Origin of the sequence: Pseudoalteromonas sp. APC 3355 (genome assembly GCF_030407615.1) — a bacterium.
In the GTDB taxonomy this organism is placed as follows: Bacteria; Pseudomonadota; Gammaproteobacteria; order Enterobacterales; family Alteromonadaceae; genus Pseudoalteromonas; species Pseudoalteromonas distincta.
Genome location: NZ_JASDDB010000001.1, coordinates 219,135 through 242,340 on the forward strand (window position 1 = coordinate 219,135; position 23,206 = coordinate 242,340).

The 23,206-nt window shown below is 37.6% G+C and carries 20 protein-coding genes; 12 read left to right on the forward strand and 8 right to left on the reverse strand.

The window, feature by feature from the left end; translation table 11 throughout:
* Positions 1–8 precede the first annotated feature (8 nt).
* Positions 9–1,079 (reverse strand): DUF3083 family protein, encoded by a 1,071-nt coding sequence (locus QMA08_RS00920; RefSeq protein ID WP_290173353.1) that lies wholly within the window; start codon positions 1,077–1,079, stop codon positions 9–11.
* A gap of 218 nt (positions 1,080–1,297) precedes the next feature.
* On the opposite strand from QMA08_RS00920, the gene glnS reads away from it, so the two are divergent.
* A complete protein-coding gene (gene glnS / locus QMA08_RS00925) occupies positions 1,298–2,956 on the forward strand; it encodes a glutamine--tRNA ligase (protein WP_002961815.1) in 1,659 nt (552 codons plus the stop codon).
* Positions 2,957–3,229: 273 nt separating this feature from the next.
* Here glnS and fur read toward each other — a convergent pair whose 3' ends face one another.
* The 5 genes from fur to QMA08_RS00950 form a co-directional block, all read right to left on the reverse strand.
* Positions 3,230–3,673 (reverse strand): ferric iron uptake transcriptional regulator, encoded by a 444-nt coding sequence (fur, locus tag QMA08_RS00930; protein ID WP_002962922.1) that lies wholly within the window; start codon positions 3,671–3,673, stop codon positions 3,230–3,232.
* Positions 3,674–3,859: 186 nt separating this feature from the next.
* Entirely contained in the window at positions 3,860–4,387 is a 528-nt protein-coding gene (gene fldA, locus QMA08_RS00935; RefSeq protein ID WP_007586856.1) for a flavodoxin FldA, read from the reverse strand.
* Between the two features lie 14 nt (positions 4,388–4,401).
* The gene (gene ybfE / locus QMA08_RS00940; protein ID WP_002962928.1) at positions 4,402–4,680 is read right to left on the reverse strand and encodes a LexA regulated protein; all 279 of its coding nucleotides are present in this window, start codon (positions 4,678–4,680) and stop codon (positions 4,402–4,404) included.
* A 2-nt stretch (positions 4,681–4,682) separates the two neighbouring features.
* Positions 4,683–4,904: a DUF2788 domain-containing protein gene (locus QMA08_RS00945; protein ID WP_002962930.1), complete on the reverse strand. Its 222-nt coding sequence runs from the start codon at positions 4,902–4,904 to the stop codon at positions 4,683–4,685.
* Between the two features lie 95 nt (positions 4,905–4,999).
* The gene (locus QMA08_RS00950; RefSeq protein ID WP_002962931.1) at positions 5,000–5,767 is read right to left on the reverse strand and encodes an alpha/beta fold hydrolase; all 768 of its coding nucleotides are present in this window, start codon (positions 5,765–5,767) and stop codon (positions 5,000–5,002) included.
* A 220-nt stretch (positions 5,768–5,987) separates the two neighbouring features.
* Here QMA08_RS00950 and seqA point away from each other — a divergent pair, with 220 nt between their 5' ends.
* From seqA to QMA08_RS00985, 7 genes are all read left to right on the forward strand, one after another.
* Positions 5,988–6,584, forward strand: coding sequence for a replication initiation negative regulator SeqA (gene seqA, locus QMA08_RS00955; RefSeq protein ID WP_039487971.1), 597 nt, complete (start codon positions 5,988–5,990; stop codon positions 6,582–6,584).
* A gap of 9 nt (positions 6,585–6,593) precedes the next feature.
* Complete coding sequence (pgm, locus tag QMA08_RS00960; RefSeq protein ID WP_002962933.1) at positions 6,594–8,231, forward strand: phosphoglucomutase (alpha-D-glucose-1,6-bisphosphate-dependent); 1,638 nt, start codon at positions 6,594–6,596, stop codon at positions 8,229–8,231.
* Positions 8,232–8,351: 120 nt separating this feature from the next.
* Entirely contained in the window at positions 8,352–9,404 is a 1,053-nt protein-coding gene (gene astE / locus QMA08_RS00965; protein WP_290173354.1) for a succinylglutamate desuccinylase, read from the forward strand.
* 265 nt (positions 9,405–9,669) lie between these two features.
* Positions 9,670–10,884 carry a thiamine pyrophosphate-dependent dehydrogenase E1 component subunit alpha gene (locus QMA08_RS00970; protein WP_002962935.1) on the forward strand — a complete coding sequence of 405 codons (1,215 nt, stop codon included), beginning with the start codon at positions 9,670–9,672 and terminating at the stop codon, positions 10,882–10,884.
* Positions 10,884–11,861 carry a transketolase C-terminal domain-containing protein gene (locus QMA08_RS00975; protein ID WP_290173355.1) on the forward strand — a complete coding sequence of 326 codons (978 nt, stop codon included), beginning with the start codon at positions 10,884–10,886 and terminating at the stop codon, positions 11,859–11,861. The genes QMA08_RS00970 and QMA08_RS00975 overlap by 1 nt, the downstream gene beginning before the upstream one ends.
* 8 nt (positions 11,862–11,869) lie before the next feature.
* The gene (locus QMA08_RS00980) at positions 11,870–13,456 is read left to right on the forward strand and encodes a dihydrolipoyllysine-residue acetyltransferase (RefSeq protein WP_290173356.1); all 1,587 of its coding nucleotides are present in this window, start codon (positions 11,870–11,872) and stop codon (positions 13,454–13,456) included.
* A gap of 149 nt (positions 13,457–13,605) precedes the next feature.
* The gene (locus QMA08_RS00985) at positions 13,606–13,971 is read left to right on the forward strand and encodes a DUF805 domain-containing protein (protein WP_290173357.1); all 366 of its coding nucleotides are present in this window, start codon (positions 13,606–13,608) and stop codon (positions 13,969–13,971) included.
* Between the two features lie 61 nt (positions 13,972–14,032).
* Here the strand turns inward: QMA08_RS00985 and QMA08_RS00990 are convergent, their stop codons facing one another.
* The gene (locus tag QMA08_RS00990; RefSeq protein ID WP_290173358.1) at positions 14,033–15,202 is read right to left on the reverse strand and encodes a putative manganese transporter; all 1,170 of its coding nucleotides are present in this window, start codon (positions 15,200–15,202) and stop codon (positions 14,033–14,035) included.
* A gap of 120 nt (positions 15,203–15,322) precedes the next feature.
* Positions 15,323–16,948, reverse strand: a complete 1,626-nt coding sequence (locus tag QMA08_RS00995; RefSeq protein ID WP_149602588.1) for a M28 family metallopeptidase — start codon at positions 16,946–16,948, stop codon at positions 15,323–15,325.
* 113 nt (positions 16,949–17,061) lie between these two features.
* Between QMA08_RS00995 and QMA08_RS01000 the strand changes: the two genes are divergently transcribed.
* From QMA08_RS01000 to QMA08_RS01015, 4 genes are all read left to right on the forward strand, one after another.
* Positions 17,062–17,874, forward strand: a complete 813-nt coding sequence (locus tag QMA08_RS01000) for a DUF3025 domain-containing protein (RefSeq protein WP_039487953.1) — start codon at positions 17,062–17,064, stop codon at positions 17,872–17,874.
* Positions 17,871–18,659, forward strand: coding sequence for an ATP-binding cassette domain-containing protein (locus QMA08_RS01005; RefSeq protein WP_024596859.1), 789 nt, complete (start codon positions 17,871–17,873; stop codon positions 18,657–18,659). The genes QMA08_RS01000 and QMA08_RS01005 overlap by 4 nt, the downstream gene beginning before the upstream one ends.
* The gene (locus QMA08_RS01010; protein WP_039487952.1) at positions 18,652–19,860 is read left to right on the forward strand and encodes an ABC transporter permease; all 1,209 of its coding nucleotides are present in this window, start codon (positions 18,652–18,654) and stop codon (positions 19,858–19,860) included. The genes QMA08_RS01005 and QMA08_RS01010 overlap by 8 nt, the downstream gene beginning before the upstream one ends.
* A gap of 278 nt (positions 19,861–20,138) precedes the next feature.
* A complete protein-coding gene (locus tag QMA08_RS01015) occupies positions 20,139–23,198 on the forward strand; it encodes an ATP-binding protein (protein WP_290173359.1) in 3,060 nt (1,019 codons plus the stop codon).
* Positions 23,199–23,206: the final 8 nt, after the last annotated feature.

The window sequence follows — 23,206 nt, forward strand, 5'->3', positions numbered from 1 at the left end:
AGGTAAATTTAGAACGGATAACTAATATGCTGAAAAAAGCGTACAGTCAAATCTTGTCGTTGTTTATTTATAGCCAGCTCGTTACATAATGCATGAATTGTTTTCTCTACTTGGTTCATAAAGCGGCCATAACCAATTTCATGTTTATCCTGCTGCGTTGCGACAACAACAAAATGTAGTGTTTCTACTAATTTTGTTGCTTCATAAAAATACTTAATTTGATTTTCATTTGATTCAACATCAAAACTCAACTTTTGTAACTCTGCATTACCTTCATTTTTATCTATTTTACTGTTTCGGACAATGGGTATTGCGCCATTAGCTACCATTGCACCGTGTGTTAGTTTGTTTTGTTCACATGCGCGTTTAAAACTATCTGCAAAGTAATCATAAAACTTTTCCACATCGTTATTGTTCACCATTGTTTGAAACTGTGTTTTGATGGCCCGAGAAACCGCAATGGTAAATGTTGCGTAAGTCATTTCAGCATGGTCACTAGGAATATTACATTGCCTTGATTGATAACGAGGGTAGAGGCTTCTGAGTTTATATCCATAACTCTCTTTATTTCCCTTATCTTTAGCAAATAAATCGTAAGTTAGATGTTGGTGATCGCGAAGTTTAAATTGGGGCTGATTTATAAATAACTGTTCTTGGAGTAAGTTTAATACTTTTTGCACTCTATTGTGAAACAAAGCTGAGTTTGCACGTAAGTCTTCACCCGTGGCTAAAAACAAGAAACGTATTTTCTTGCTTTTTATATCTGGTGAGTAATAAATTTTATGTGCCTCGTGATAACGAGGGTTATAAAAAAACAACATCTGCTTGTCGGTTTCTAATTGATATGACTCATCATGAAAGCGTACAACCGGTAGTTTATCGTTTGCTAATAAATGTACATTATGCAGTTCATACTCATCACAACATGCAAATAATTGACGCGCAATACGCTCATAGCAACAGTTTATAGTGCTAAAGCTATTATAAAATGCTTCATTAGGTATTATTTCAGCCAATAAATAGTGGTTAGCGCGTGCATTAGTTGGAATATATACACGGTGTTGATTAAGTGTCGCCATCTTAGAATCCTTATAAAGTAGGTTATTTAGCTACTATAATTGGCTTTGATGACCTAAATGTTGCGTTAAAACAAATTTTATTCATAAACAATTGAACAAGTGGATTAAAGTTAATCAATATCTAAAATAAACCTTAATCTATTGCTGTATGTTATTGTATGTTTTTGTAATAATGCATTAGTTTTGTTATTACGTAATATTTAGAGGATCACACTCCTATGGCGGAAATTGAGAATCGCCCAAGTAACTTTATTAGAACCCGAATTGATGAAGACTTAGCAAGTGGCAAACATGCGACAACGCATACACGTTTTCCACCTGAGCCAAATGGTTTTTTACATATTGGCCATGCCAAATCAATTTGTTTGAATTTTGGTATCGCAAAAGACTACAACGGTTTATGTAACCTACGTTTTGACGATACAAACCCTGAAAAAGAAGACATTAACTACGTTAACTCTATTAAAGAGGATGTACAGTGGTTAGGCTTTAATTGGGATGGCGACATAAAGTATTCTTCTAACTATTTTGATACTTTATATGGTTACGCAGTAGAGCTTATTGAAAAAGGCTTAGCGTACGTTTGTTTTTTAACTGCAGACGAAGCACGACAGTACCGCGGTACATTAAAAGAGCCAGGTAAAAACAGTCCTTATAGAGATACTTCAGTTGAAGAAAACCTAGCGTTATTTGAAAAAATGCGCGCTGGCGAATTCAAAGAAGGTGAATGTGTACTGCGTGCTAAAATTGATATGGCAAGCTCATTTATGGTGCTTCGCGATCCAATTATTTACCGTGTACGTTTTGCTCATCATCACCAAACAGCAGACAAGTGGTGCATTTACCCAATGTATGACTTCACTCACTGTATTTCTGATGCGCTTGAAGGTATTACACATTCATTATGTACATTAGAGTTCCAAGATAACCGTCGTTTATACGACTGGGTACTTGATAACATTAGTTTAGAGTGTCACCCACAGCAAATTGAGTTTTCGCGCTTAAATCTTGAATACACTATTATGTCAAAGCGTAAGCTAAATGATTTAGTAGTAAATAACTATGTAGAAGGGTGGGATGACCCTCGTATGCCTACTATTGCAGGTTTACGTCGTCGTGGTTATACACCAGGTTCAATTCGTGAATTTTGTTTGCGTATTGGTGTAACAAAACAAGAGAATATGGTTGAAATGGGCATGCTTGAAGCATGTATCCGTGAAGACTTAAACGAAAATGCACCACGTGCAATGGCTGTACTCGATCCTGTTAAAATCGTTATTGAAAACTACGATGCAGATAAAGTTGAAACTTTATCAGTGGCTAATCACCCAAATAAAGAAGAAATGGGGCGTCGTGATGTTCCATTTACTCGTGAAATCTATATTGAACGAGAAGACTTTAAAGAAGAAGCGAATAACAAATTCAAACGTTTAGTACTTGATAAAGAAGTACGCTTACGTGGTGCTTATGTTATTAAAGCGCAGCGTGTTGAAAAAGACGAAAATGGCGAAATCACAACCATCTTCTGTACTTACGACAACGAAACACTTGGTAAAAACCCAAGTGATGGTCGTAAAGTAAAAGGTGTTATTCATTGGGTTTCAGCACCAGAGTCTATTACTGCAGAAGTTCGTTTATACGACCGTTTGTTTAGCGTACCAAATCCAGCAGCTGCAGAGGAATTTGAAACTACGCTAAACCCAGAGTCACTGGTTGTTTTACCTAATGCTAAATTAGAACCATCGCTTGCTAATTCACAAGCAGAGCAGGGCTTTCAGTTTGAGCGTACGGGTTATTTTTCTCGTGATTCTAAATCAGAGAACGTTGTATTTAATCAAACCGTGGGTCTTCGCGATTCATGGTCTAAAACTCAATAAGTAATACCAATTCGCTTAATTAAGTGATCTATTTTGAGGCTGGAAAAACGTGTTGATAGCTAGGCAAAAAATTCGCTATTTAGTTATTCTAAATGAGCATTTTTTAACGCAGGTAGCGACACGTTTAGCCCCGCAAAATGATTAAGTATTATTGTGGATTGGTATAATACTTAAAATATACCCAGGAATTACTGGGTATATTCATTACTATTGTCTTTTAGGCACAAAAAAACCTGCACTTAGCAGGTTTTTTTATTGCTTTTAAAAGCGGTATTAGCTGTTAGCGTCGCTAAATTCTTTACACGCTGCTTTATCATTACACTCACCGTATAAATACAAAGAATGGTTTGTAAGAGTAATACCATTTTCTTCAGCAATTTCTAGCTGACGACGCTCAATCATGTCATCTTCAAACTCTACTACTTTGCCACATTTCAAACATACTAAATGATCGTGGTGAGTGCTTCCTGAAAGTTCAAATACTGATTTTCCGCCTTCAAAGTGATGACGGCTTACAATACCCGCATCATCAAATTGGTTAAGTACGCGGTATACAGTTGCAAGACCAATTTCTTCACCTAGATCCAAAAGAATTTTGTAAACATCTTCAGCACTGATGTGTTGGTTATCTGGAGATTGTAAAATCTCTAATATTTTAATACGCGGTAAAGTTACTTTTAAACCGGCTTTTTTAAGTTCCAAGTTATGATCAGTCATTAAATCTGTCTCAATTTTATTTGGTTATACTAGACATCTTGCAAAGATGTACACGACACATTAGCAACAAACAGGATAACGTGCCTAAGCGTTAAGTGCAAAGAACAATTGATATATATTGCCACTAAAGCTTAAAACGCTAACTGTTTGATAATTATTTAAACAGCTAGCGATATATGGAGTAAATTAGTCAGCTAATTCACTTAAACACATTTCTTCATATACTTGAGCAGACCATGCTTTAACACGTTGTTCTGTAAGCTCTGGTTGACGGTCTTCGTCGATACCCAAACCTACAAAGTGCTTATCATCAGCCATTCCTTTAGACGCTTCAAAGTCATAGCTTTCACTTGGCCAATGGCCCACAACAATAGCGCCACGTTCAGTAACAATATCGTTGATCATGCCCATTGCATCTAAAAAGTACTCAGCGTAATCTTCTTGGTCACCACAACCAAAAATAGCAACAAGTTTACCTTCAAAGTCTACTTCCTCAAGTTCTGGGAAAAAGTCATCCCAGTCACATTGAGCTTCACCGTAGTACCAAGTAGGGATACCGAATAAGATTAAATCAAATTCAGCAATCTCTTCTTTAGAGCTTTTTGCAATATCATGAACAGCCACTAGCTTTTTACCCAATTCTTTTTGGATCATTTTTGCTACGTGTTCTGTGTTACCTGTGTCACTTCCGAAAAAAATGCCTACACTTGCCATGGATTTAAAACCTTTTATGTATCAATAGCCAATCTTTCTTGTAAAATCGTTTCAATCAGCGCACTGCGGCTAATATTTTGTGCATCTGCCATATCACTCAATGCTTGATATAACTGCGATGAAACTTTAAATTCAACACGCTTTAAACCACGTGCTTTATCTCTTTTTATTTGATTACGTTTATTTACCTTTAACTGCATATCCCGAGAAAGGGGATTGGTTTTAGGTCTGCCTGGGCGTTTTTCGTATTCAAATAAATCGAGTGTAGTTCTATCTGTTTCTGACTTCGCCATGCTTAACCTACACCTGCGCCTTGCCAAAATACTTGAATAAGCCCTTTAGCAATAAAGCCTGAACAACCTAAAAAGAGCACGCCCCAAACAATGTATTGTCCGAACTTTGGTACATTGCCACTTTTTAGTACGTCTTTAATTGCCATGCCGATGAATATGAAAATACCGGCTAAGCCAAAATACAACCCTAGGGTATCAAATTCGTTAATTAACTGACTGACCATCAACGTATAACCTTTAAATTAAACGGCGCGTACTATAGCATATAAATATTCATATATTTAGTGCGCTGAATCAAAAACACGCGATTAAAATTGCTTTAAACCGCAGTTAAAAAGTCATTTATCGCTTTATTAACAGCAAGAGGCTTTTGAGCATGAAGCCAATGACCTGCGCCATGAATAATTTTAGCCTTGGTGTTTTTAAAGCGTGCTGTAATTGCAGTACGATGCTCGGGCAATATATAGTCAGAATCATTACCTTTAATGAAAAGAGTATCGCATAAACAAGAATTGTTTTCATTAACATTGGATGTGATTGTCGAATATTTTTCATCAAGCACATTTAGGTTAAATCGCCATGCAAAATGACCTTCTTCATTTTTAGCGAGGCTTTTAAGTAAAAATTGTCGAACTCCAAGCTCTTCAATATAAGGCTGCATAATTGCATCAGCTTGCTTTCTATCATCTATTGACTGCGTTGAAACTGCTTTTAATGCTTGTAATATTTTTGTGTGGCGAGCAGGGTAACTAACAGGTGCGATATCAAGTACAACCAATTTATTTACCAGTTCAGGGTGTGTCAGTGCTAATTCCATTGCGACTTTCCCACCCATAGAATGTCCAACTAAATGAGCTTTATCTATGTTTAAATGCGCTAATAACTCGACAATATCTTGAGCCATTGCAGGGTAGTTCATTTCATCACTATGAGGAGAAAGCCCGTGGTTGCGTAAATCAACGTTAATAACATTAAAGTGTTCACTTAATGGTTTTGCGATTACATTTAGGTTTTCTAATGATCCAAAAAGTCCGTGGATCAAGATAACATTAGGGCCTTGCCCTTGTTGCTTGTAATTTAACTGCATACACGCCTCCTGAAAATTTCGCCATAGTTTGCCGAGCATTGCTCTAAAAAGCAAAAAATACAGCGACTATTTATTAAATTGGGCTTTTGTTTGTTAAATCAACAACAATCAAGTAAATATTAATATGTTTACGGGAGTGCTTGTTGTAACTCGCATTTCTGATTGGTTTGGGTATAATCACACGGGAGAAAAAAATGTGACCCGTAATGACAGGAAGAACATGAAACAAATCGACATAGACGACGAGTTATATCAGTATATTGCAAGCAATACGCAAAGTATTGGTGAAAGTGCATCCACTATTTTACGTCGTTTATTAAATCTGAGCGGCGAAAAAATTCAAACCGCAAACGTAGAACTAACTCAAAATAATCAAACTGCGACTACGTCTACCGCCACATTAAAAAGCTCAGAGCCACCTGCTGCTGAGACTTCAAAAAAACAAACGCCTGTAGCTCACGCACCCGTGAAGCAAAAAAGCGATAATGTTTTTAATGTATTAAATAAAGAAGAGCTGGCAATGCAAAAGGGTGTTGTTGGGCGCTTTTTGTTTATTTTAAGTGCATTTTACCGCACACATAAAACTGATTTTTCGGCTGTACTAGATATAAAAGGGCGTGACCGTGTTTACTTTGCTACTAGTAAAGAAGCCTTAGTAAATAGCGGTAGTAGTATGAACCCTAAAAACATAACTGATAGTGAATATTGGGTTATGACAAATTCTAATACAACGCGTAAAAAAATGATGCTTCATGAAGTTGCTCTTTGCCTTGGATATAGTGCAGAGCAAGCTGAAAAAATTCGCGATTACCTGTAAGGAAATATAATGGCTATTCACTCAGGCGCAGGCAAAACTGCTCCACAATCAGCACTGGTTAACGTACCTAAATTAGTATCTGCGTATTACTTAAACGAACCTGATCTTGAACAAAATCCAGAGCATTGTGTTGCTTTTGGTACATCAGGCCACCGTGGTTGTTCTTACGATGTTAAATTTAACGAGTCACACATTTTAGCGATTACTCAGGCTATTTGTGATTATAGAAAACAAAATGATATTTTTGGTCCGTTATTTTTAGGTAAAGACACACACGCACTGAGTGAGGCTGCATTTAATTCAGCTATTGAAGTTTTAGTTGCTAACGAAGTGCAAGTGATAACGCAAGAAAACGGTGACTTTACACCAACGCCAGTTATCAGCCACGCCATAGTTAGCCATAACAAGCTACACCCAAATGAGCTTGCAGACGGGATTGTTGTTACGCCTTCGCATAACCCTCCTGAAGATGGTGGCTTTAAATACAACCCACCTAATGGCGGACCTGCTGACACCGACGTTACTAAATGGATTGAAGACAGAGCAAATCAACTTTTATTAGAAGACTTGGTTGAAGTTGAGTTATTCCCATTCGCTAAAGCTTCACGTTCAGGCTTTATCCGCTACGAAGATTTAATGACTCCTTATATTGATGATTTAGCAAATATCGTTAATTTAAAAGCCATTAGCGATGCAGGTATCAAAATTGGTATCGATCCACTAGGTGGTTCAGGTATTAATTTTTGGCCTGTTATTGCTAAAAAATATAATTTAGATTTAACCGTCGTTAATGATGTTGTTGACCCACGTTTTGCTTTTATGCCACTTGATAAAGATGGCAAAATTCGTATGGATTGTTCATCACCTTATTCAATGGCGAACCTTATTGCATTAAAAGATGATTTTGATGTGTCTATTGGTAATGACCCTGACTACGATCGCCACGGTATTGTAACGCCAGATGGTTTAATGAATCCAAACCACTTTTTAGCAGTGGCAATTGATTACTTACTTAAACACCGTGATTGGAATGAAACAGTAGAGATTGGTAAAACACTGGTTTCTAGCTCTATGATCGATAAAGTAGCAGCGCGCAATAATCGTAAAGTAAAAGAAGTACCCGTAGGCTTTAAATGGTTTGTTGAGGGCTTAAGCAAAGGCAAGCTTGCATTTGGTGGCGAAGAAAGCGCAGGCGCTGCATTTTTACGTTTTGATGGCTCTGTATGGTGTACAGATAAAGACGGCTTTATTATGGGACTACTTGCTGCAGAAATACTTGCAGTAACAGGTAAAACTCCATCAGCGCTATATAAAGAACTAGAACAAGAGTTTGGTTCTCCAATTTATAAACGCCTTGATGCACCGGCCTCAAGCGGCCAAAAGTCACGTTTAAAAGCATTGAGTGCTTCTGATGTTAAAGCAGATACACTTGCTGGCGAACCTATTTTGCAAAAACTGACTCATGCACCAGGTAACGATGCGGCAATTGGTGGTTTAAAAGTGGTCACTGAAAATGGCTGGTTTGCAGCGCGTCCATCAGGTACTGAAGATATTTATAAAATATACCTTGAATCATTTAAAGGTGAAGAGCATTTAGCGTTACTTGAAAAAGAAGCTAAAAAGTTAGTCGATTCTGTGATCAGCTAACACTGCTTAAACTATTTTAAAACGGCTGATTTATTCAGCCGTTTTTGTTTCTATACCTCTACCTTGTGCATATATATGCATAAGAGTTTACTCTCACATTATTTTTAAAGGGCTTATTACATGTCAGCCAATCCATCTTACTTAAATGAATTAAAACAAACGGGCGATTTTTTAACGCTTAGCCGTAATAACGAATGGCATTTAGATGCAGGTGAATTTGTTTTAGATAATGGAACTTGTGTAAATATACACGATACCGGCGTAATTGAGTTTCAACCTGCTGTTAAAACAAGCAAAGATGTAATTTATTCAAGCGCTGTACACGGTAACGAAACTGCGCCAATTGAAATTTGTGATACGCTCATTAAACAAATTATAAAAGGTGAGCTAGTCCTTAAACAGCGTGTTTTATTTATTTATGGTAATCCACAATCAATTAATATTGGCCTGCGTTTTGTAGAAGAAAACTTAAATAGATTATTTAATGGTCACCATACAGTTGAAGGTGTACCAATGAATAATGAACGAAACCGCGCTGCAAAGCTTGAGCAATACGTAAGTGACTTTTATGCCCGTGGCCAGCAAGGCAGTAGCCGATGTCATTACGATTTACATACTGCAATTAGAGGCTCTAAAAACGAAAAATTTGCTGTGTATCCATTTTTACATGGTAAGCCATGGAAAAAGTCACAGTTACAATTTTTATTGAGCTGTGGTGTAAATACCGTACTTATGATGAAATCACCCGCAACAACGTTTAGCTATTATTCGTCGTTTGTTCATGGTGCAGACTCGTTTACAGTAGAGCTGGGTCAAGTTAAGCCATTTGGCCAAAATGATATGGCCCGCTTTGAAAAAACAAAGCAAACATTAACTGCATTAATTAGCCAAAATGAAGTTAAATACCCTGATTTTAATGCAAGTGAGTTTGAGTTATTTGCAGTGCACCGCACAATTAATAGAACGCAGGATGATTTTAGTTTCCCTTTTTCTGATGATGCTGAGAACTTTACTGGCTTTGCGAAAGGTGAACTACTTGCAACCGACGGTGATACAGCGATTTACGCTGACGTTGAAGGTGAGGCTATTATATTTCCAAATGCGAGCGTAGCATTAGGCCAAAGAGCACTGCTTACTGTTATTCCAATGGATATTGATAGCAATTTCGTCTAATTAAACTCATCAGACCACTGGTGACTTCAAGTTAACTATATGATTACTATTAATTAAAGTAACCGTATCGTTAACTTGCCACTTATTTAACCTGTATTTGCTTTTGTTTCGTCCCAGATGTGTTGAATAACACTTTACGTTAACGTAAAGTGTTGGCAGCTTTAATTAAAGATAGTGCAGATGTTGCAAAGTTTAACCAGCAACAATCACCCACAATAATAATTTAAAGGGGCACTGTTTTACCGACAACAAAAGAAGGTAGGTTATGAGTAACCCAAATAACGTATCGCTGAATATTAACCACGAGCTTGAATTTATTGATGGCCAAGCACTTAATATTCCAACCCTTAGTATTTTAACTGAGGACGGCGACATTCATCCTAGTGCAACCGCACCTGATATTTCAAAACATACCGCTATTAAGTTATATGAAACAATGCGTTTTATACGTTTGTTAGATGAACGTATGCAAGGCGCGCAGCGCCAAGGTCGTGTTAGTTTTTATATGCAATGCCTAGGCGAAGAAGCCGCAGTTACAGCCTCTGCTGCTGCACTTGATCAAGACGATATGATCATGGCTCAATATCGTGAACAAGCTGCACTACATTATCGTGGTTTTACACTCGATCAATTTATGAACCAAATGTTCTCAAATGAATTGGATTTAGGTAAAGGTCGCCAAATGCCAATCCATTATGGCTCTAAAGCGCTAAACTACATGACGATTTCATCGCCACTGGGTACGCAAATACCACAGGCCACAGGTTATGCATATGGTCAAAAAATAAAGCATATCGACGCTAAAACAGGTGAGCTTGCAAGCACAATTGATAACGTGACTATTTGTTACTTTGGCGAAGGTGCTGCATCAGAAGGTGACTTTCATGCGGGCTTAAATATGGCGGCTGTTCACAAAGCGCCGGTTATATTTTTTGCACGTAATAACGGCTATGCCATATCTACCCCTGCTGATGAACAGTTTAAAGGCGATGGTATTGCGTCGCGTGGTGTAGGTTATGGTATTAAAACAATTCGTGTTGATGGCACAGATGCACTTGCAGTGTATGCAGCGACTAAAAAAGCACGCGAAATAGCCTCAACACAAGGTGAGCCTGTGCTTATTGAATCGATTGCTTATCGATTAGGCGCACATTCTACATCAGACGATCCCAGTGGTTATCGCTCTAAAGATGAAGAAGCAAATAATCAAATCTGTCCTATTGATAAATTTAGAAAATGGTTGGTCAAGCAAGATTGGTTAAACGAAGAGGACGACATAAAAGCAAAAGAGTCGATTCGTGAAGAAATTTTAGCAGCGCTTAAGCGTGCTGAAGTCGTTGCAAAGCCCGCTTTAGAAGAATTGGTATCTGACGTTTACGATACTCCAATTCCCTTATTGCAACGTCAGTACGAGCAATTAAAAGAACATATAAAACAGCATCCAGATGCTTACCCAGTAACCGCAGGGAGAATTAAGTAATGGCTAAAATGAACATGCTCCACGCAATTAACTCTGCCCTCGATATTACGATGAACGAACACCCTCAAGCCTGTATTTTTGGCGAAGATGTAGGTTACTTCGGTGGTGTATTTAGAGCAACATCAGGTTTGCAAGAAAAGTACGGTAAGCATCGCGTTTTTAATACGCCTTTAACCGAACAAGGTATTTTAGGTTTCGCTAATGGCTTAGCTGCTTTTGGTGCGCCTGCATTGGCAGAAATTCAATTTGCTGATTATATATTCCCAGCGTTTGATCAAATAGTAAATGAAGCCGCTAAATTTCGTTATCGCAGTGGTAATGAATTTAATGTAGGTAACTTAACTATTCGTACGCCTTATGGCGGTGGTATTGCTGGTGGCTTATATCACTCGCAATCACCCGAAGCTTATTTTGCACATACACCGGGCTTAAAAGTGGTTGTACCGCGTAACCCTTATCAAGCTAAGGGGTTATTACGTGCCTCTATTAAAGATGATAACCCTGTCATATTTTTTGAGCCTAAGCGTTTATATCGTGCATCAACAGGCGAAGTGCCAGAAGAAGATTATAGTATTGAATTAGGCACGGCTGAAGTAGTACAAGAGGGTACCGATATTACGCTTTTAGCGTGGGGTGCTCAAATGGAGATTATTGAAGAGGCAGCACAGCAAGCAAGCGAGCAAGATATAAGCTGTGAAGTTATTGACCTTCGTAGTATTTTACCATGGGATGTTGAAACGATTGCTAAATCGGTTATTAAAACCGGCCGTTTAATCGTGAGCCATGAAGCGCCTGTAACTAATGGCTTTGGTGCCGAAATAGCAGCAACAATACAACAAGCGTGTTTCTTGCATTTAGAGTCGCCAATTTTACGTGTATGTGGTCTAGATACACCCTACCCGTTGGCACTTGAAAAAGAATACGTACCGGATGCACTAAAAGTGTTGGCTGCAATTAAACAATCAATGGATTTTTAGGGGTTACCATGGCGAAAGATTTTATATTACCCGATATTGGTGAAGGCATTGTTGAATGCGAAGTTGTTGAGTGGCTAGTTCAAGAAGGCGATACCGTATCTGAGGATCAGCCAATTTGTGATGTGATGACAGACAAAGCATTAGTACAAATTCCGGCAGTGCATGATGGCATTATTTCTAAGTTATATTATCAAAAAGGTGAAATTGCTAAAGTACATGCTCCTTTATTTGCTATGGATGTAACTGGTGATAGTACGAGTAATGAAGTAGTAGAAGAGCCAGTTCAAGCTGCAAATCAAACTAATAACAATGCATCTGATGTAGTTGAGGACTTTATACTACCTGATATTGGTGAAGGTATTGTCGAATGTGAGATTGTTGATTGGTTAGTCGCAGAAGGCGATGAAATAGAAGAAGACCAAGCGGTTTGTGACGTAATGACCGACAAAGCATTAGTACAAATTCCGGCAAAATATACAGGCACAGTAAAAAAACTATATTACCAAAAAGGTGAAATAGCAAAAGTACATAGCCCGTTGTTTCAAATGACAATTGCAGGCAGTGCAGTAAAGCCAAATGTTGATATAAACCAAGCGGTCGTAAAGGCTCAAACTAATGCCGTCGCTGAAAAAGTTGCACCAGTTGAAACACAGCAAGCTGCAAAGGTTATCAATCAAAAAGCGGTTGCATCCCCTGCAGTTCGTCGTAAAGCACGTGAGCTAGATGTTGATTTAACCTGTGTACCAGGTAGTGGAAAAAATGGCCGTATTTACAAGCAAGATATTGAAGAGTTTGTAAAAGGCGAAGTCCCAAATACTATTGATACTTCACCGCTTAATAGCGATGCTTCTCAAAGTGCTGTACAAAACCAAACACAGAATCAAAGCGGTGGCGTACGAGTAGAGCAAATTAAAGGCATTAAAGCGGCCATGGCCAAGCAAATGGTAGCTTCGGTTTCAACTATTCCGCACTTTACGTTTAGTGATGAAATAGACTTAACACAGCTTATAGCTTTGCGCAGCTCCTTAAAAGAGCAGTACAAAGCACAAGGTGTAAAGCTCACCATGATGCCGTTTTTTGTAAAAGCACTCTCGCTAGCAATGAAAGAGTACCCTGTACTGAATTCAAAAGTGAATGATGATTGCTCAGAGCTTACCTATTATAACGATCATAATATTGGTATAGCGGTTGATTCAAAAATTGGCTTGTTAGTGCCTAATATTAAGTCGTGCCAGAGTAAGAGCATTGTCGATGTGGCTAATGATTTAACCCGCTTAACTCACTCAGCGCGAGAAGGGCGTGTTGCACCTGATGATTTAAAAGGTGGGACAATTAGTATCTCTAACATTGGTGCGATTGGTGGCACTATTGCGACCCCTATAATTAATAAACCAGAAGTAGCTATTGTTGCATTGGGTAAACTGCAGCACTTACCGCGTTTTGATGAAAGTGGCCAAGTTGTGAGTAAAGCGATAATGCAAGTGAGTTGGTCTGGCGATCATCGTGTTATTGATGGCGGCACTATTGCACGCTTTAATAACCTATGGAAATCGTACTTAGAAAATCCTTCGGCAATGATGATGGCAATGAGTTAATAGCTAAACTGCTAATATGTAATAAAAACCAGCAATTTGCTGGTTTTTTGTTTTAAATGAGTCTGTTTTTATTTAAGATACAAGTGTTACTAAAAAGTAATAAAGTTAACCCCGTTAGGGAATATAAAAAATAACACTAAGGAAATTTCATGGAACATTATATGAACGCGTTGCGTAGCTACGCAGATTTTTCAGGCCGTAATCGTCGTAAAGCATTTTGGATGTTTATGCTAATTAATATTATTTTTTCGCTTTTAACAAGTGTTATAGATGGTATTACAAACACAATGTTCGTAAGCTCAATATATAGCTTAGCTTTATTGATCCCTCAATTGAGTGCGGGTGCACGTCGTTTACACGACACTGGTCGTTCAGGCTGGTGGCAGTTACTTTGGTTAGTGCCAGTAATTGGTTGGATTGTTTTAATTGTTTTTCTTGCACAAAACTCACATGAAGGCGAGAACGATTATGGCCCAAATCCGAAAGAGCTAGCTGCAGAGCCAGCAGCCGTATAAATAAAATAAGTTAACATCCTAAAAGCTCAGCAATAGCTGAGCTTTTTTGTTTATGGCAATTTTAACTTAAAAAGTAAAGGCCATAGCCAACGGCCAAAGCAGGAATAGATGTATACACAGTCGCAATTACAGCCGCTTTAGGTGCCATTGCAATTGCAGGAAATAACGCATCACCATCATTAGATATTGCATTAGCAGTTAATGCACTAAAGGGAATAATGCCTTGAATATATAACGTAGTAACAATTATTTGCGGACCACAACCTGGTAAAAAACCAATCACTACAGCAATAAGTGGCGCTAAATAAGCATAGTGTGCAAACCAGTTTTTTAAATCAAGCCCTGCAATATTTACTAAAATCTCAAACAACATAAATGATGCCACTACCCATGCGGTCACAAAGTGTGTGTCTTGAAGTACTTTAATAATTTTAGAAGGTGGATTACATTCATCGTCTTCTGAGGTTACTTCTTTATAGCTTTCACCTTTAGAAGAATACGCCCATATAGTTACAGTAAATAACGCCATTGCAGCACCAAAAATACTAATACTTGTGCCTGTGTATCTTCCAAATTGATCAAAGTTGACATTAAATGCAATTAAAAAAGCAATAATGAGGCTTGGAATAATAGCGAACATCCAAACGGGTTTGCTTATTTTAATTATACGAGTTGGCAATACTTTAACTTGGTGTTTTTGTTCTTGCTTTGTTGGGCGTAAAAAGTCTTTTGCATGTAGGGCATTTACTATAACACCACAAAGCGTGCCTACGACTAAGCCAATGGCCATTATGGTTAAACCTTCAGTAGGGCGAGTGGCAAGGAGTAAAAATGCGGCATCTCCCATTGTAGCTGTTAAAACAGCAACAATAGCCCCAAAACTTGCTTGGCCTTTTGTAAACTGGGTAACCACTATTATTGCACCACCACATCCAGGAAGGGCACCTAAAACGGCAGCAAAAAATATTTCTAATACCGGCGATTTAGCACTTAAATAACTAAGTTCTAATTGAGGTAAATGCTCTATGGCGTAGTAATAAATTAATAATGTAGCAGCAACAAATACGCTAACTTGAAAAAAAGCATCGCTTAGTGCTGTTATTGTAATTTCACGAAGTGATGGCACAGCTAAGCATACCAGTAAAAAAAGTGGTAATAATAAACGTTTATTTTGGCTAACAAAGCGTTTAGAAGCGGGCGTAATAAATCCTATTTGAGAGAGTAAAATCATACAGTGTTACCAATTAAATAAACTTAGTAACACTGTATATTTTAATTAAATGATAATCAATATCATTTGCATCTATTTAAATCGATTACTCTCTTTGAGTTTTTCGATGTTAAACCAATGCTACTTACGTTGAAATTCTGAGTTTGCATTCCACGTTGGCCATTGCTCTTGCTCCGAAATATCAAAACCTACTTTATAAAACAATTGTAAGTCTTGAACAGCACCCGATAAATCCCATTCGTCACGGTAACGATCACATGGTTGATGATAACAACCGCGAAGTACTAAACTCATGCGTTTACGGTAATTAGCTGTCTCTTCGTCAGCTGCGACTGTGCCGCCACCTGCGTACATGGCTGGAATCCCCATATTAGCAAATGCAAAGTGATCAGAGCGGTAATAGCCACCAGATGATGGTTTAGGATCGCCTGATATTGTTCTGCCTTGCTCTTTAGCTGCAGTTGCTAAAAACTCATCCATTTGTGACTTGCCAATACCAACCACATTCATGTCTTTTACTTTGCCTAATAAATTTAAGCTATCCATGTTTATGTTAGCGACTGTTTTATTAGCTGCAATCACTGGGTTAGCTGCATAGTATTTAGAACCTAGTAAGCCTTGCTCTTCAGCAGTTACTGCTAAAAATGTCATTGAGCGGCTAGGGTGCTTAGGTAATTTAGTAAAGGCTTCAGCTACTTCAATAAGCCCAGCTGTACCCGTTGCGTTGTCGTGAGCACCGTTGTAAATTTGATCGCCTTTACGTGTTTTATCTGTACCTAAGTGATCCCAATGCGCTGAGTAAATAACATGCTCATCTGGTTGCTCGCTTCCTGGTAACGTAGCGATAAAGTTATACGACACTGATTTTTTAATTGTATTTTTAACATTAACAGAAGCAGTTAAATCGCCCATATCAACATGGTAAGCACCTTTAGCTGCGTTTTCTTTCGCAGTCTCAAAATCTAATCCTGCTTTAGTAAAAAGCTCTTTTGCTACGTCAGTTGTAACCCAGCCTTCAACGGCTACGCGGTCCATATTGTTGTTTTCTTTTTGAAAACCAAACTGCTCACCGCTCCAAGAGTTTTCAACTACTGACCATGGGTATGACGCAGGTGCTGTTTCATGAATAATAATTGCGCCAGCTGCACCTTGTCGACTTGCTTCTTCATATTTGTATGTCCAACGACCGTAATAGGTCATCGCGTCGCCAGTAAATAAAGCAGGGTCTTTTGTTGCAAAGCCCGGATCGTTAACCAGCATTACAACCGTTTTGCCCTTAACGTCTAACCCTTCGTAGTCATTCCAATTGTATTCAGGTGCATTAACGCCGTAGCCCACAAAAACAAGTTCAGAATTTTCTATGCCTTCTTGTGCGCTAATGCGGCTGCTACCCATAACCATGTCTTTTTTGTATTGATAGTCTTTACCACCAATACTAAGCACCATGTTCGAATCAGCTTCTAAAGAAACCAATGGCACTTCTTGTAGGTAACTGTCGCCATTACCAGGTTCTAAGCCTAAAGCTTTAAACTGCGCAGTTAAATAATCAAGCGTTAGCTTTTCGCCAGGTGATGAAGGAGCACGGCCACCAAATTCGTCCGATGCGAGTACTTTTACATGTTTAGCCAGTTCATCAGCTTGAATACTGTTATAACCATTTGTTACATCAGTCGGGGTAATACTTGTTGTTGCGCAACCTGCTAAAACAGCAGTAGCGAGGAGTGTGAGAGAGAAATAATGTTTCATGTCAGCTCTTTTTTTGTTTTAAGTTGTGATTAGTATATTAACTTCTATTAAGCAGAACCAGTTTTTGCGGTAAACTTCTCGTAAATTATAGGCATAAATTGTTAAAGGTTTAAATGAAGCGTTTTACTCCCCCCGAGCAGTGGCAAATCAGTAGTTTAGAAACAGGTGCATTTGCGCATTTACGTGAGCTATTTAAAGTTAACGAACTAACCGATTGGCCATCGCCGCAGTGGTTTTCTCCATTTTTAACTGCTATTAATGAGAATAATATTCCTATTACTTTTGAAGATGATGCAAAGGTAGACTTTGGCGAGCGGTATTATGAGCAAGTAATTTTTGAAACAGGTGTTGTACCTACACGCAGTGAAAACTGGCATGACTTATTTGGTGGGTTTATATGGTGTTTATTTCCTAAAACCAAAGCGTTAATAAACCATAGACATGTGCAAGATATAGCTGAGCATGGACTGCAACAGCGTACTAAGCATCGTAATGCACTAACGCTTTTTGATGAGTGTGGTGTTGTATTAGCTATAAGTGAGAGTAAATGGCAGCAGTGGCTTTGCGATCACCAATGGAAAACTGCATTCGTTGAACACAAACATGAGTGGGGTAAAACAATAAAACCTTTTATGTTTGGTCATGCTAATTATGAAATGCTAACAAAGCCCTATATAGGTTTAACGGGTAAAGCGTTATTTGTTTGTGTACCTAATGAAATATTTTGTAAAGATTTAGTAACTCAATACCAGTACCTTGACCAAGCCCTTTATGAGATGATTAGTACAGATAACTGCTTAGCCGATAACAAAAAGCTTTCACCACTGCCTTTATTAGGTGTGCCAGGCTGGCATGACGAAAACAAAGACGACTCTTTTTACAACAATACAGATTATTTTAGAGCGAAACGAAGGATGCGAACATGATAGAAGTTGCTGGGCTTAAAAAGAAATTTAAGCTAACTAAAGATCACAAAAAAAATAAAATAGACGACATCGATCCTCGTGAAGATAAAGACTACTTTCACTCAGTACGAGACGTTAGTTTTAGTTGCGCTAAAGGTGAGGTACTTGGATTGCTCGGCCCAAATGGTGCGGGTAAAACGACGACACTGAGAATGATTTCAACCGCGTTAAAGCCCGATGAAGGCTCAATAACGATTGCCGGAAACGATATTGTAAAAAAACCGCTACTGGGCCGTAAGTCTATTGGTTTTTTATCAGGCTCTACGGGGCTGTATGGCCGCTTAACTGTAAAAGAAAACATAGAGTATTTTGCAAAGCTTCATGGCATGAACAAAAGCGATATAGCATCGCGTTGTGATGAGCTATTTACATTGCTAGATATGCATAAATTTGTAGATAAACGGGCAGAAAACCTTTCAACAGGTATGAAGCAAAAAGCAAATATAGCGCGTGCAGTTGTTCATCGCCCAGCAGTTGTGGTACTTGATGAGCCAACAACGGGCCTCGATATAATGACAACACAAACAGTTATTAAATTTATCAAAGGTTTAAAGGCGCAAGGGACGCCTGTTATTTTCTCAACCCATCATCTAGATGAAGTAGCCCTTTTATGTGACCGTGTCGCTGTAATTAACGAAGGTATTAGCTGTTTTGACGGAACAGTAGAAGAGTTTAAACAAGCAGGCAATAGTGATGAGCTTAACCAAGCGTTTATGAACATATTAACGGAGAAACATGATGTTTGAGGTTTTTAAAAAGGAATTAAGAGAGTTATTACGTGATAAAAAAACGCTATTATTTGTTGTCGCGCTTCCTGTTGCTATATTTCCGTTATTGTTTGCCGTAATGGCATTTATAAGCTCGCAAGCTGCAATGGATGCTGAGCAAAAAGTAAATACTTACGCGATTATCAACGGTGAATACGCACAAGAATTTACTGACAAAGTGTTTTATCACAAAAGTTTTGAGCTTTATAAAGGGGATAAAACCTTTAACAATATTGATGAGCTTAAAGCAGGTGTAATCGCTGGCGATATTGATATGGGTATTTATTTACCAAGTCATGCTGTGCAAACATTGGACGATGGAAAACAAAGCCAGTGGCAGGTTGTTTTTAACGATTCAAAATCTATTAACTTTTTATTCGAACGCGTTAAAGAGCTCGCAAAAGAATACAGTGACGTGCTGCAAACTCAAAAGCTAATCAGTTTTGGTATTGAAGAGTCTGTTCAAAAATCTATTCTTAATCCAATTGAAGTAATAAAAGTAGATACAGCCGATAAACGTGAAAATCTTGGCGAAAAAATTGGCGGTTTTTTACCTTACCTACTTATTCCATTAGTATTGATGGGGGCAACTTATCCCGCTATTGATTTAGGCGCTGGCGAAAAAGAACGCGGCACGCTAGAAACACTTCTACTTACACCTATTACGCGTACAGAGTTGGTGCTTGGTAAGTTTATAACCTTGTTAACTACATCCATTGCCTCCACAACCATAACCGTCTTAAGTATGGGCTGTTGGATAGCATTGGCGCTCGCATTTGCCGATCTTGATTTTATTAAAGCCGCATTTAGTACATTAGCAGTTACCGATTTACTGATGATATTTGTACTATTACTACCTGTTGCAGCTATCTTTTCGGCCTTAGCTCTGGCTATATCTATCTATGCTCGCACGTTTAAAGAAGCGCAAAATTATATGGCACCACTTAGTATGGGCGTATTTTTCCCGATTATTATTTCAATAATGCCAAATATGGAACTTACTGCTAAAACAGCATTCATTCCTGTTACAAACGTAGCATTAGCAATTAAAGAAATAGTAAAAGGGACTGTTGATTACACATTTGTAGGCTTAATATTTTTAGCCACTGCAATCATTGCTGCAGGACTATTGGCATTTTGTGTTAAGTGGTTTAACAGAGAAGATGTGCTATTTAGGTAATTATATAGATTTAGCACTCTGAAGATATATAAAAGGTAGCATTGGCTACCTTTTATATTTTAAAGGAATGATTGGTTGAAACAACTATTTTATAATCTGTGTAAGTCGATATGGGTACTCTCATTCATTTATAGTTCATATAGAGAGAGTGCTCTAAATAAAACTAATGATTTAGTCTTTTTATTATAAAAATTATAACGATAACTGATTAGTTAGAGGGTCCAATTCTCACTTTAATACTCTATACTAATAACAATAAAAATTTATGGTGATGGTAAATGTTAAAAAGGAATATTTTTTTGAATGTGACAAAAAATAATAAACTAATGCTCGTTGCAACAATAATATTTGTTCTTATAGCTTTACCATCTCTGTATTTGTTCGATCAAAAAGTAAGAAATGATGTTTACCATTCAGCTCAAATAGAATTAAAGCGTGAACTTGAAACAAAAAGCCTTTCATTAAAAAAACATCTTAAAGACAGTGTTACCGCCATTCACTTTTTAGATGCTACACCACCAATACAAGGCATTACCCGCGCTAAAGAAAATAAACTAATTGATCCCGTTCTTGGTACGCCAATAGATGTTTGGCAAGAGCGCTTAGCAAGCATTTTTACTGGTTTTATGCAGACCGATGACAGTATTTTGCAAGCTCGCTATATTATGCTCGAAGATGGTGGGCAAGAGATTGTTAGAGTTGACCGAAATCAACTTGGAGAGATTAATCGACTGCAAGGTCTGCAATTACAAAAAAAAGGCCAACGCGACTACATAATTAAAGCAAGCATGCTTGATAAGAAAAGTGTTTATATTTCTCCAATTAACTACAACCGTGAAAATGGACAGATACAAGAACCTTATATAAGCACTTTTCGTGTTGCTAAGCCTGTTTTTGATGAAAATAATAAAATATTTGCAATATTAGTTACTAATTACTTTGCGGATAAGTTACTTGAAGATTTAACAGTTGAATCTCCACAAGGGACGCAGATTTACCTTATGAATAATGAAGGTGAATTTTTATATCATCCAAACCCTCAACTTCGGTTTAGTTTTGAATTTAATAAAACTAAAACATGGTCTGATGAATTTTCCACTACAACCACCATGACAGAGCAAGGCACTTTACCAATAAGTAATTATCCAGTGGCTTACACTTTAAAAAAACGAATTTCGTTTGAGGGTGATATAGCCATGCTACCTTTAGAGCTTGGTGTAAGTGTTGATACAAAAACATTATTTGCAAAGGTGAATGAGAGACGTCAAAACTTTATTGCAATGTTAGTGGTATTTTTTAGCGTATTTTTAGTTATTGCTTTTTTATACCAACGCTTTATAAACCGTAAGCTGTTAATTAATTCTCTAAAAGAGCAAAACAATAAAGTAATAGAAAATTCTTTGGATGCTATTTTTACAATTGAACAAAACGGCGAAATTGTTCACTTTAATAATACCGCTAAAGAGGTTTTTGGTAGTTCAATTTCAGGCACTAATCCTGATTTCGTCTCGCTGTTTAATTTAAACAGCGCAGACACTAATTGTATACAAGAGACCATTACAAACGGTTCAAAAATGCCGTTTGAAGCTATCTACACAGATGGTTATGGCAACAAACAATACTTTTCAATCACGCTTAGCAGTATTTTTGACGTATATAATAACCGTTATCAGGTAGCGGCTATTTTAAGAAATATTAGCTCATTAAAAAATACGCAATCAGAGCTCGAAGCGTTAAACAGTACTCTGGAGCTAAAGGTTTCACAAAGGACCATTGAACTAGAACGTGCAATTGACCAAGCATTAGCAGCAAGCCAAGCAAAAAGTGACTTTGTAGCAAATATCTCTCACGAAATACGCACACCAATGAATGGCGTACTAGGGATGCTTGAAATGCTCAAAGAAGATGGCTTAACCGATCAACAATACCATTATTTAAAACTAGCAAATAGCAGTGCTAATTCATTGATGAATCTGATTAACGATATTCTTGATTTTTCTAAAATAGAAGCAGGTAAGCTTGATATTGATAACCATACATTTGATGTTGTTACAGTATGTAGCGATATGATTAGCTCTTTAGCGTTACAGGGCCAACGCAAAGGTCTTGAAGTATTTTTAGATACTAAAGATGTAGTAGACAGAATGGTTATTGGCGACAGCCATCGACTTAAACAAATTTTAATTAACTTAGTCAATAATGCATTTAAATTTACCCACCGAGGTGAAGTAAGTTTAACTGTTGGCTCTAAGTACATAACTGACTCAAAGTTATTAATGAGCTTTACAATAAAAGATACCGGAATTGGTATAGCGCCTGAAAACATAGACAAACTATTTGAAGTATTTACACAAGAAGATTCAAGCACGACACGCCATTTTGGTGGTACAGGCTTAGGTTTATCTATATGTAAAAAACTTGCTCAGTTAATGGGTGGTAATATTACGGTTATTAGTAAAAAGGGTGCTGGTAGTACCTTTACAGCAACGGTTGAGCTACATGTAGCACAAGAGAAAAAACTAAACACAGGTATTGAGCTTGCTACAAGTATTAACGTAGCGGCATTAATAGCGCGCGATAACGTTTACAAAAACGTGTGCGACTTATTGTTATTAACCTGTAAAGTAAAAGCAGAAAACATTGTACGACTTGACTACTTTAGTGAGCACAAAGAGTTTGAAGCTGATTTATTATTAATTGATGATGAGCATCCTCAAATTGATGCGTTAATTGATTACTGTAAACAGTTTAATAAAAAGTATGTTTTAATTTTACGAGATATGGTGACAGATAAGCCAATCAAAACGGTATTACCTGAAGGCAGCCATATTTTAAATAAACCACTCACTCAAGATCAATTCAGCTATAAATTAGCCAGCTTATTTGGTGCTAGTAGTGACTGTATTATAGCGCCACCTAAAGGCTTGGAAGAGGAACAAGTAGAGCCTGACCTATCTGCTTATCATATATTATTGGTTGACGATAATATGATAAACATTGAAGTAGCTAAGGCGATATTAAAGCGTACCAAAGTAAAAATCACTTGTGCGTCAGACGGTATTGAAGCCTTGGAGGCACTTAGACTAAACGAAGAGCAAGCTTTTGATGTTATATTAATGGATTGCCAAATGCCTAATTTAAATGGCTACGATACAACAAGTGAAATTAGAAACAGTAAGGCCGGAGTAGATTATACTCACATACCTATTATCGCTATGACAGCGAGTGCGATGGAAGGTGATAGAGAGCGTTGTTTAGCTGCTGGAATGAACGACTACATTACTAAACCAATTAAACCACAAACTTTAAAAGACAAGCTAATTACTTGGTTAAGTTAATCGTTTTG

Coding starts and splice junctions, on each gene's coding strand:
- QMA08_RS00920 (WP_290173353.1), bottom strand. CDS start 1,079: ATGGCGACACTTAATCAACACCGTGTATATATTCCAACTAATGCACGC.
- glnS (WP_002961815.1), top strand. CDS start 1,298: ATGGCGGAAATTGAGAATCGCCCAAGTAACTTTATTAGAACCCGAATT.
- fur (WP_002962922.1), bottom strand. CDS start 3,673: ATGACTGATCATAACTTGGAACTTAAAAAAGCCGGTTTAAAAGTAACT.
- fldA (WP_007586856.1), bottom strand. CDS start 4,387: ATGGCAAGTGTAGGCATTTTTTTCGGAAGTGACACAGGTAACACAGAA.
- ybfE (WP_002962928.1), bottom strand. CDS start 4,680: ATGGCGAAGTCAGAAACAGATAGAACTACACTCGATTTATTTGAATAC.
- QMA08_RS00945 (WP_002962930.1), bottom strand. CDS start 4,904: ATGGTCAGTCAGTTAATTAACGAATTTGATACCCTAGGGTTGTATTTT.
- QMA08_RS00950 (WP_002962931.1), bottom strand. CDS start 5,767: ATGCAGTTAAATTACAAGCAACAAGGGCAAGGCCCTAATGTTATCTTG.
- seqA (WP_039487971.1), top strand. CDS start 5,988: ATGAAACAAATCGACATAGACGACGAGTTATATCAGTATATTGCAAGC.
- pgm (WP_002962933.1), top strand. CDS start 6,594: ATGGCTATTCACTCAGGCGCAGGCAAAACTGCTCCACAATCAGCACTG.
- astE (WP_290173354.1), top strand. CDS start 8,352: ATGTCAGCCAATCCATCTTACTTAAATGAATTAAAACAAACGGGCGAT.
- QMA08_RS00970 (WP_002962935.1), top strand. CDS start 9,670: ATGAGTAACCCAAATAACGTATCGCTGAATATTAACCACGAGCTTGAA.
- QMA08_RS00975 (WP_290173355.1), top strand. CDS start 10,884: ATGGCTAAAATGAACATGCTCCACGCAATTAACTCTGCCCTCGATATT.
- QMA08_RS00980 (WP_290173356.1), top strand. CDS start 11,870: ATGGCGAAAGATTTTATATTACCCGATATTGGTGAAGGCATTGTTGAA.
- QMA08_RS00985 (WP_290173357.1), top strand. CDS start 13,606: ATGGAACATTATATGAACGCGTTGCGTAGCTACGCAGATTTTTCAGGC.
- QMA08_RS00990 (WP_290173358.1), bottom strand. CDS start 15,202: ATGATTTTACTCTCTCAAATAGGATTTATTACGCCCGCTTCTAAACGC.
- QMA08_RS00995 (WP_149602588.1), bottom strand. CDS start 16,948: ATGAAACATTATTTCTCTCTCACACTCCTCGCTACTGCTGTTTTAGCA.
- QMA08_RS01000 (WP_039487953.1), top strand. CDS start 17,062: ATGAAGCGTTTTACTCCCCCCGAGCAGTGGCAAATCAGTAGTTTAGAA.
- QMA08_RS01005 (WP_024596859.1), top strand. CDS start 17,871: ATGATAGAAGTTGCTGGGCTTAAAAAGAAATTTAAGCTAACTAAAGAT.
- QMA08_RS01010 (WP_039487952.1), top strand. CDS start 18,652: ATGTTTGAGGTTTTTAAAAAGGAATTAAGAGAGTTATTACGTGATAAA.
- QMA08_RS01015 (WP_290173359.1), top strand. CDS start 20,139: ATGTTAAAAAGGAATATTTTTTTGAATGTGACAAAAAATAATAAACTA.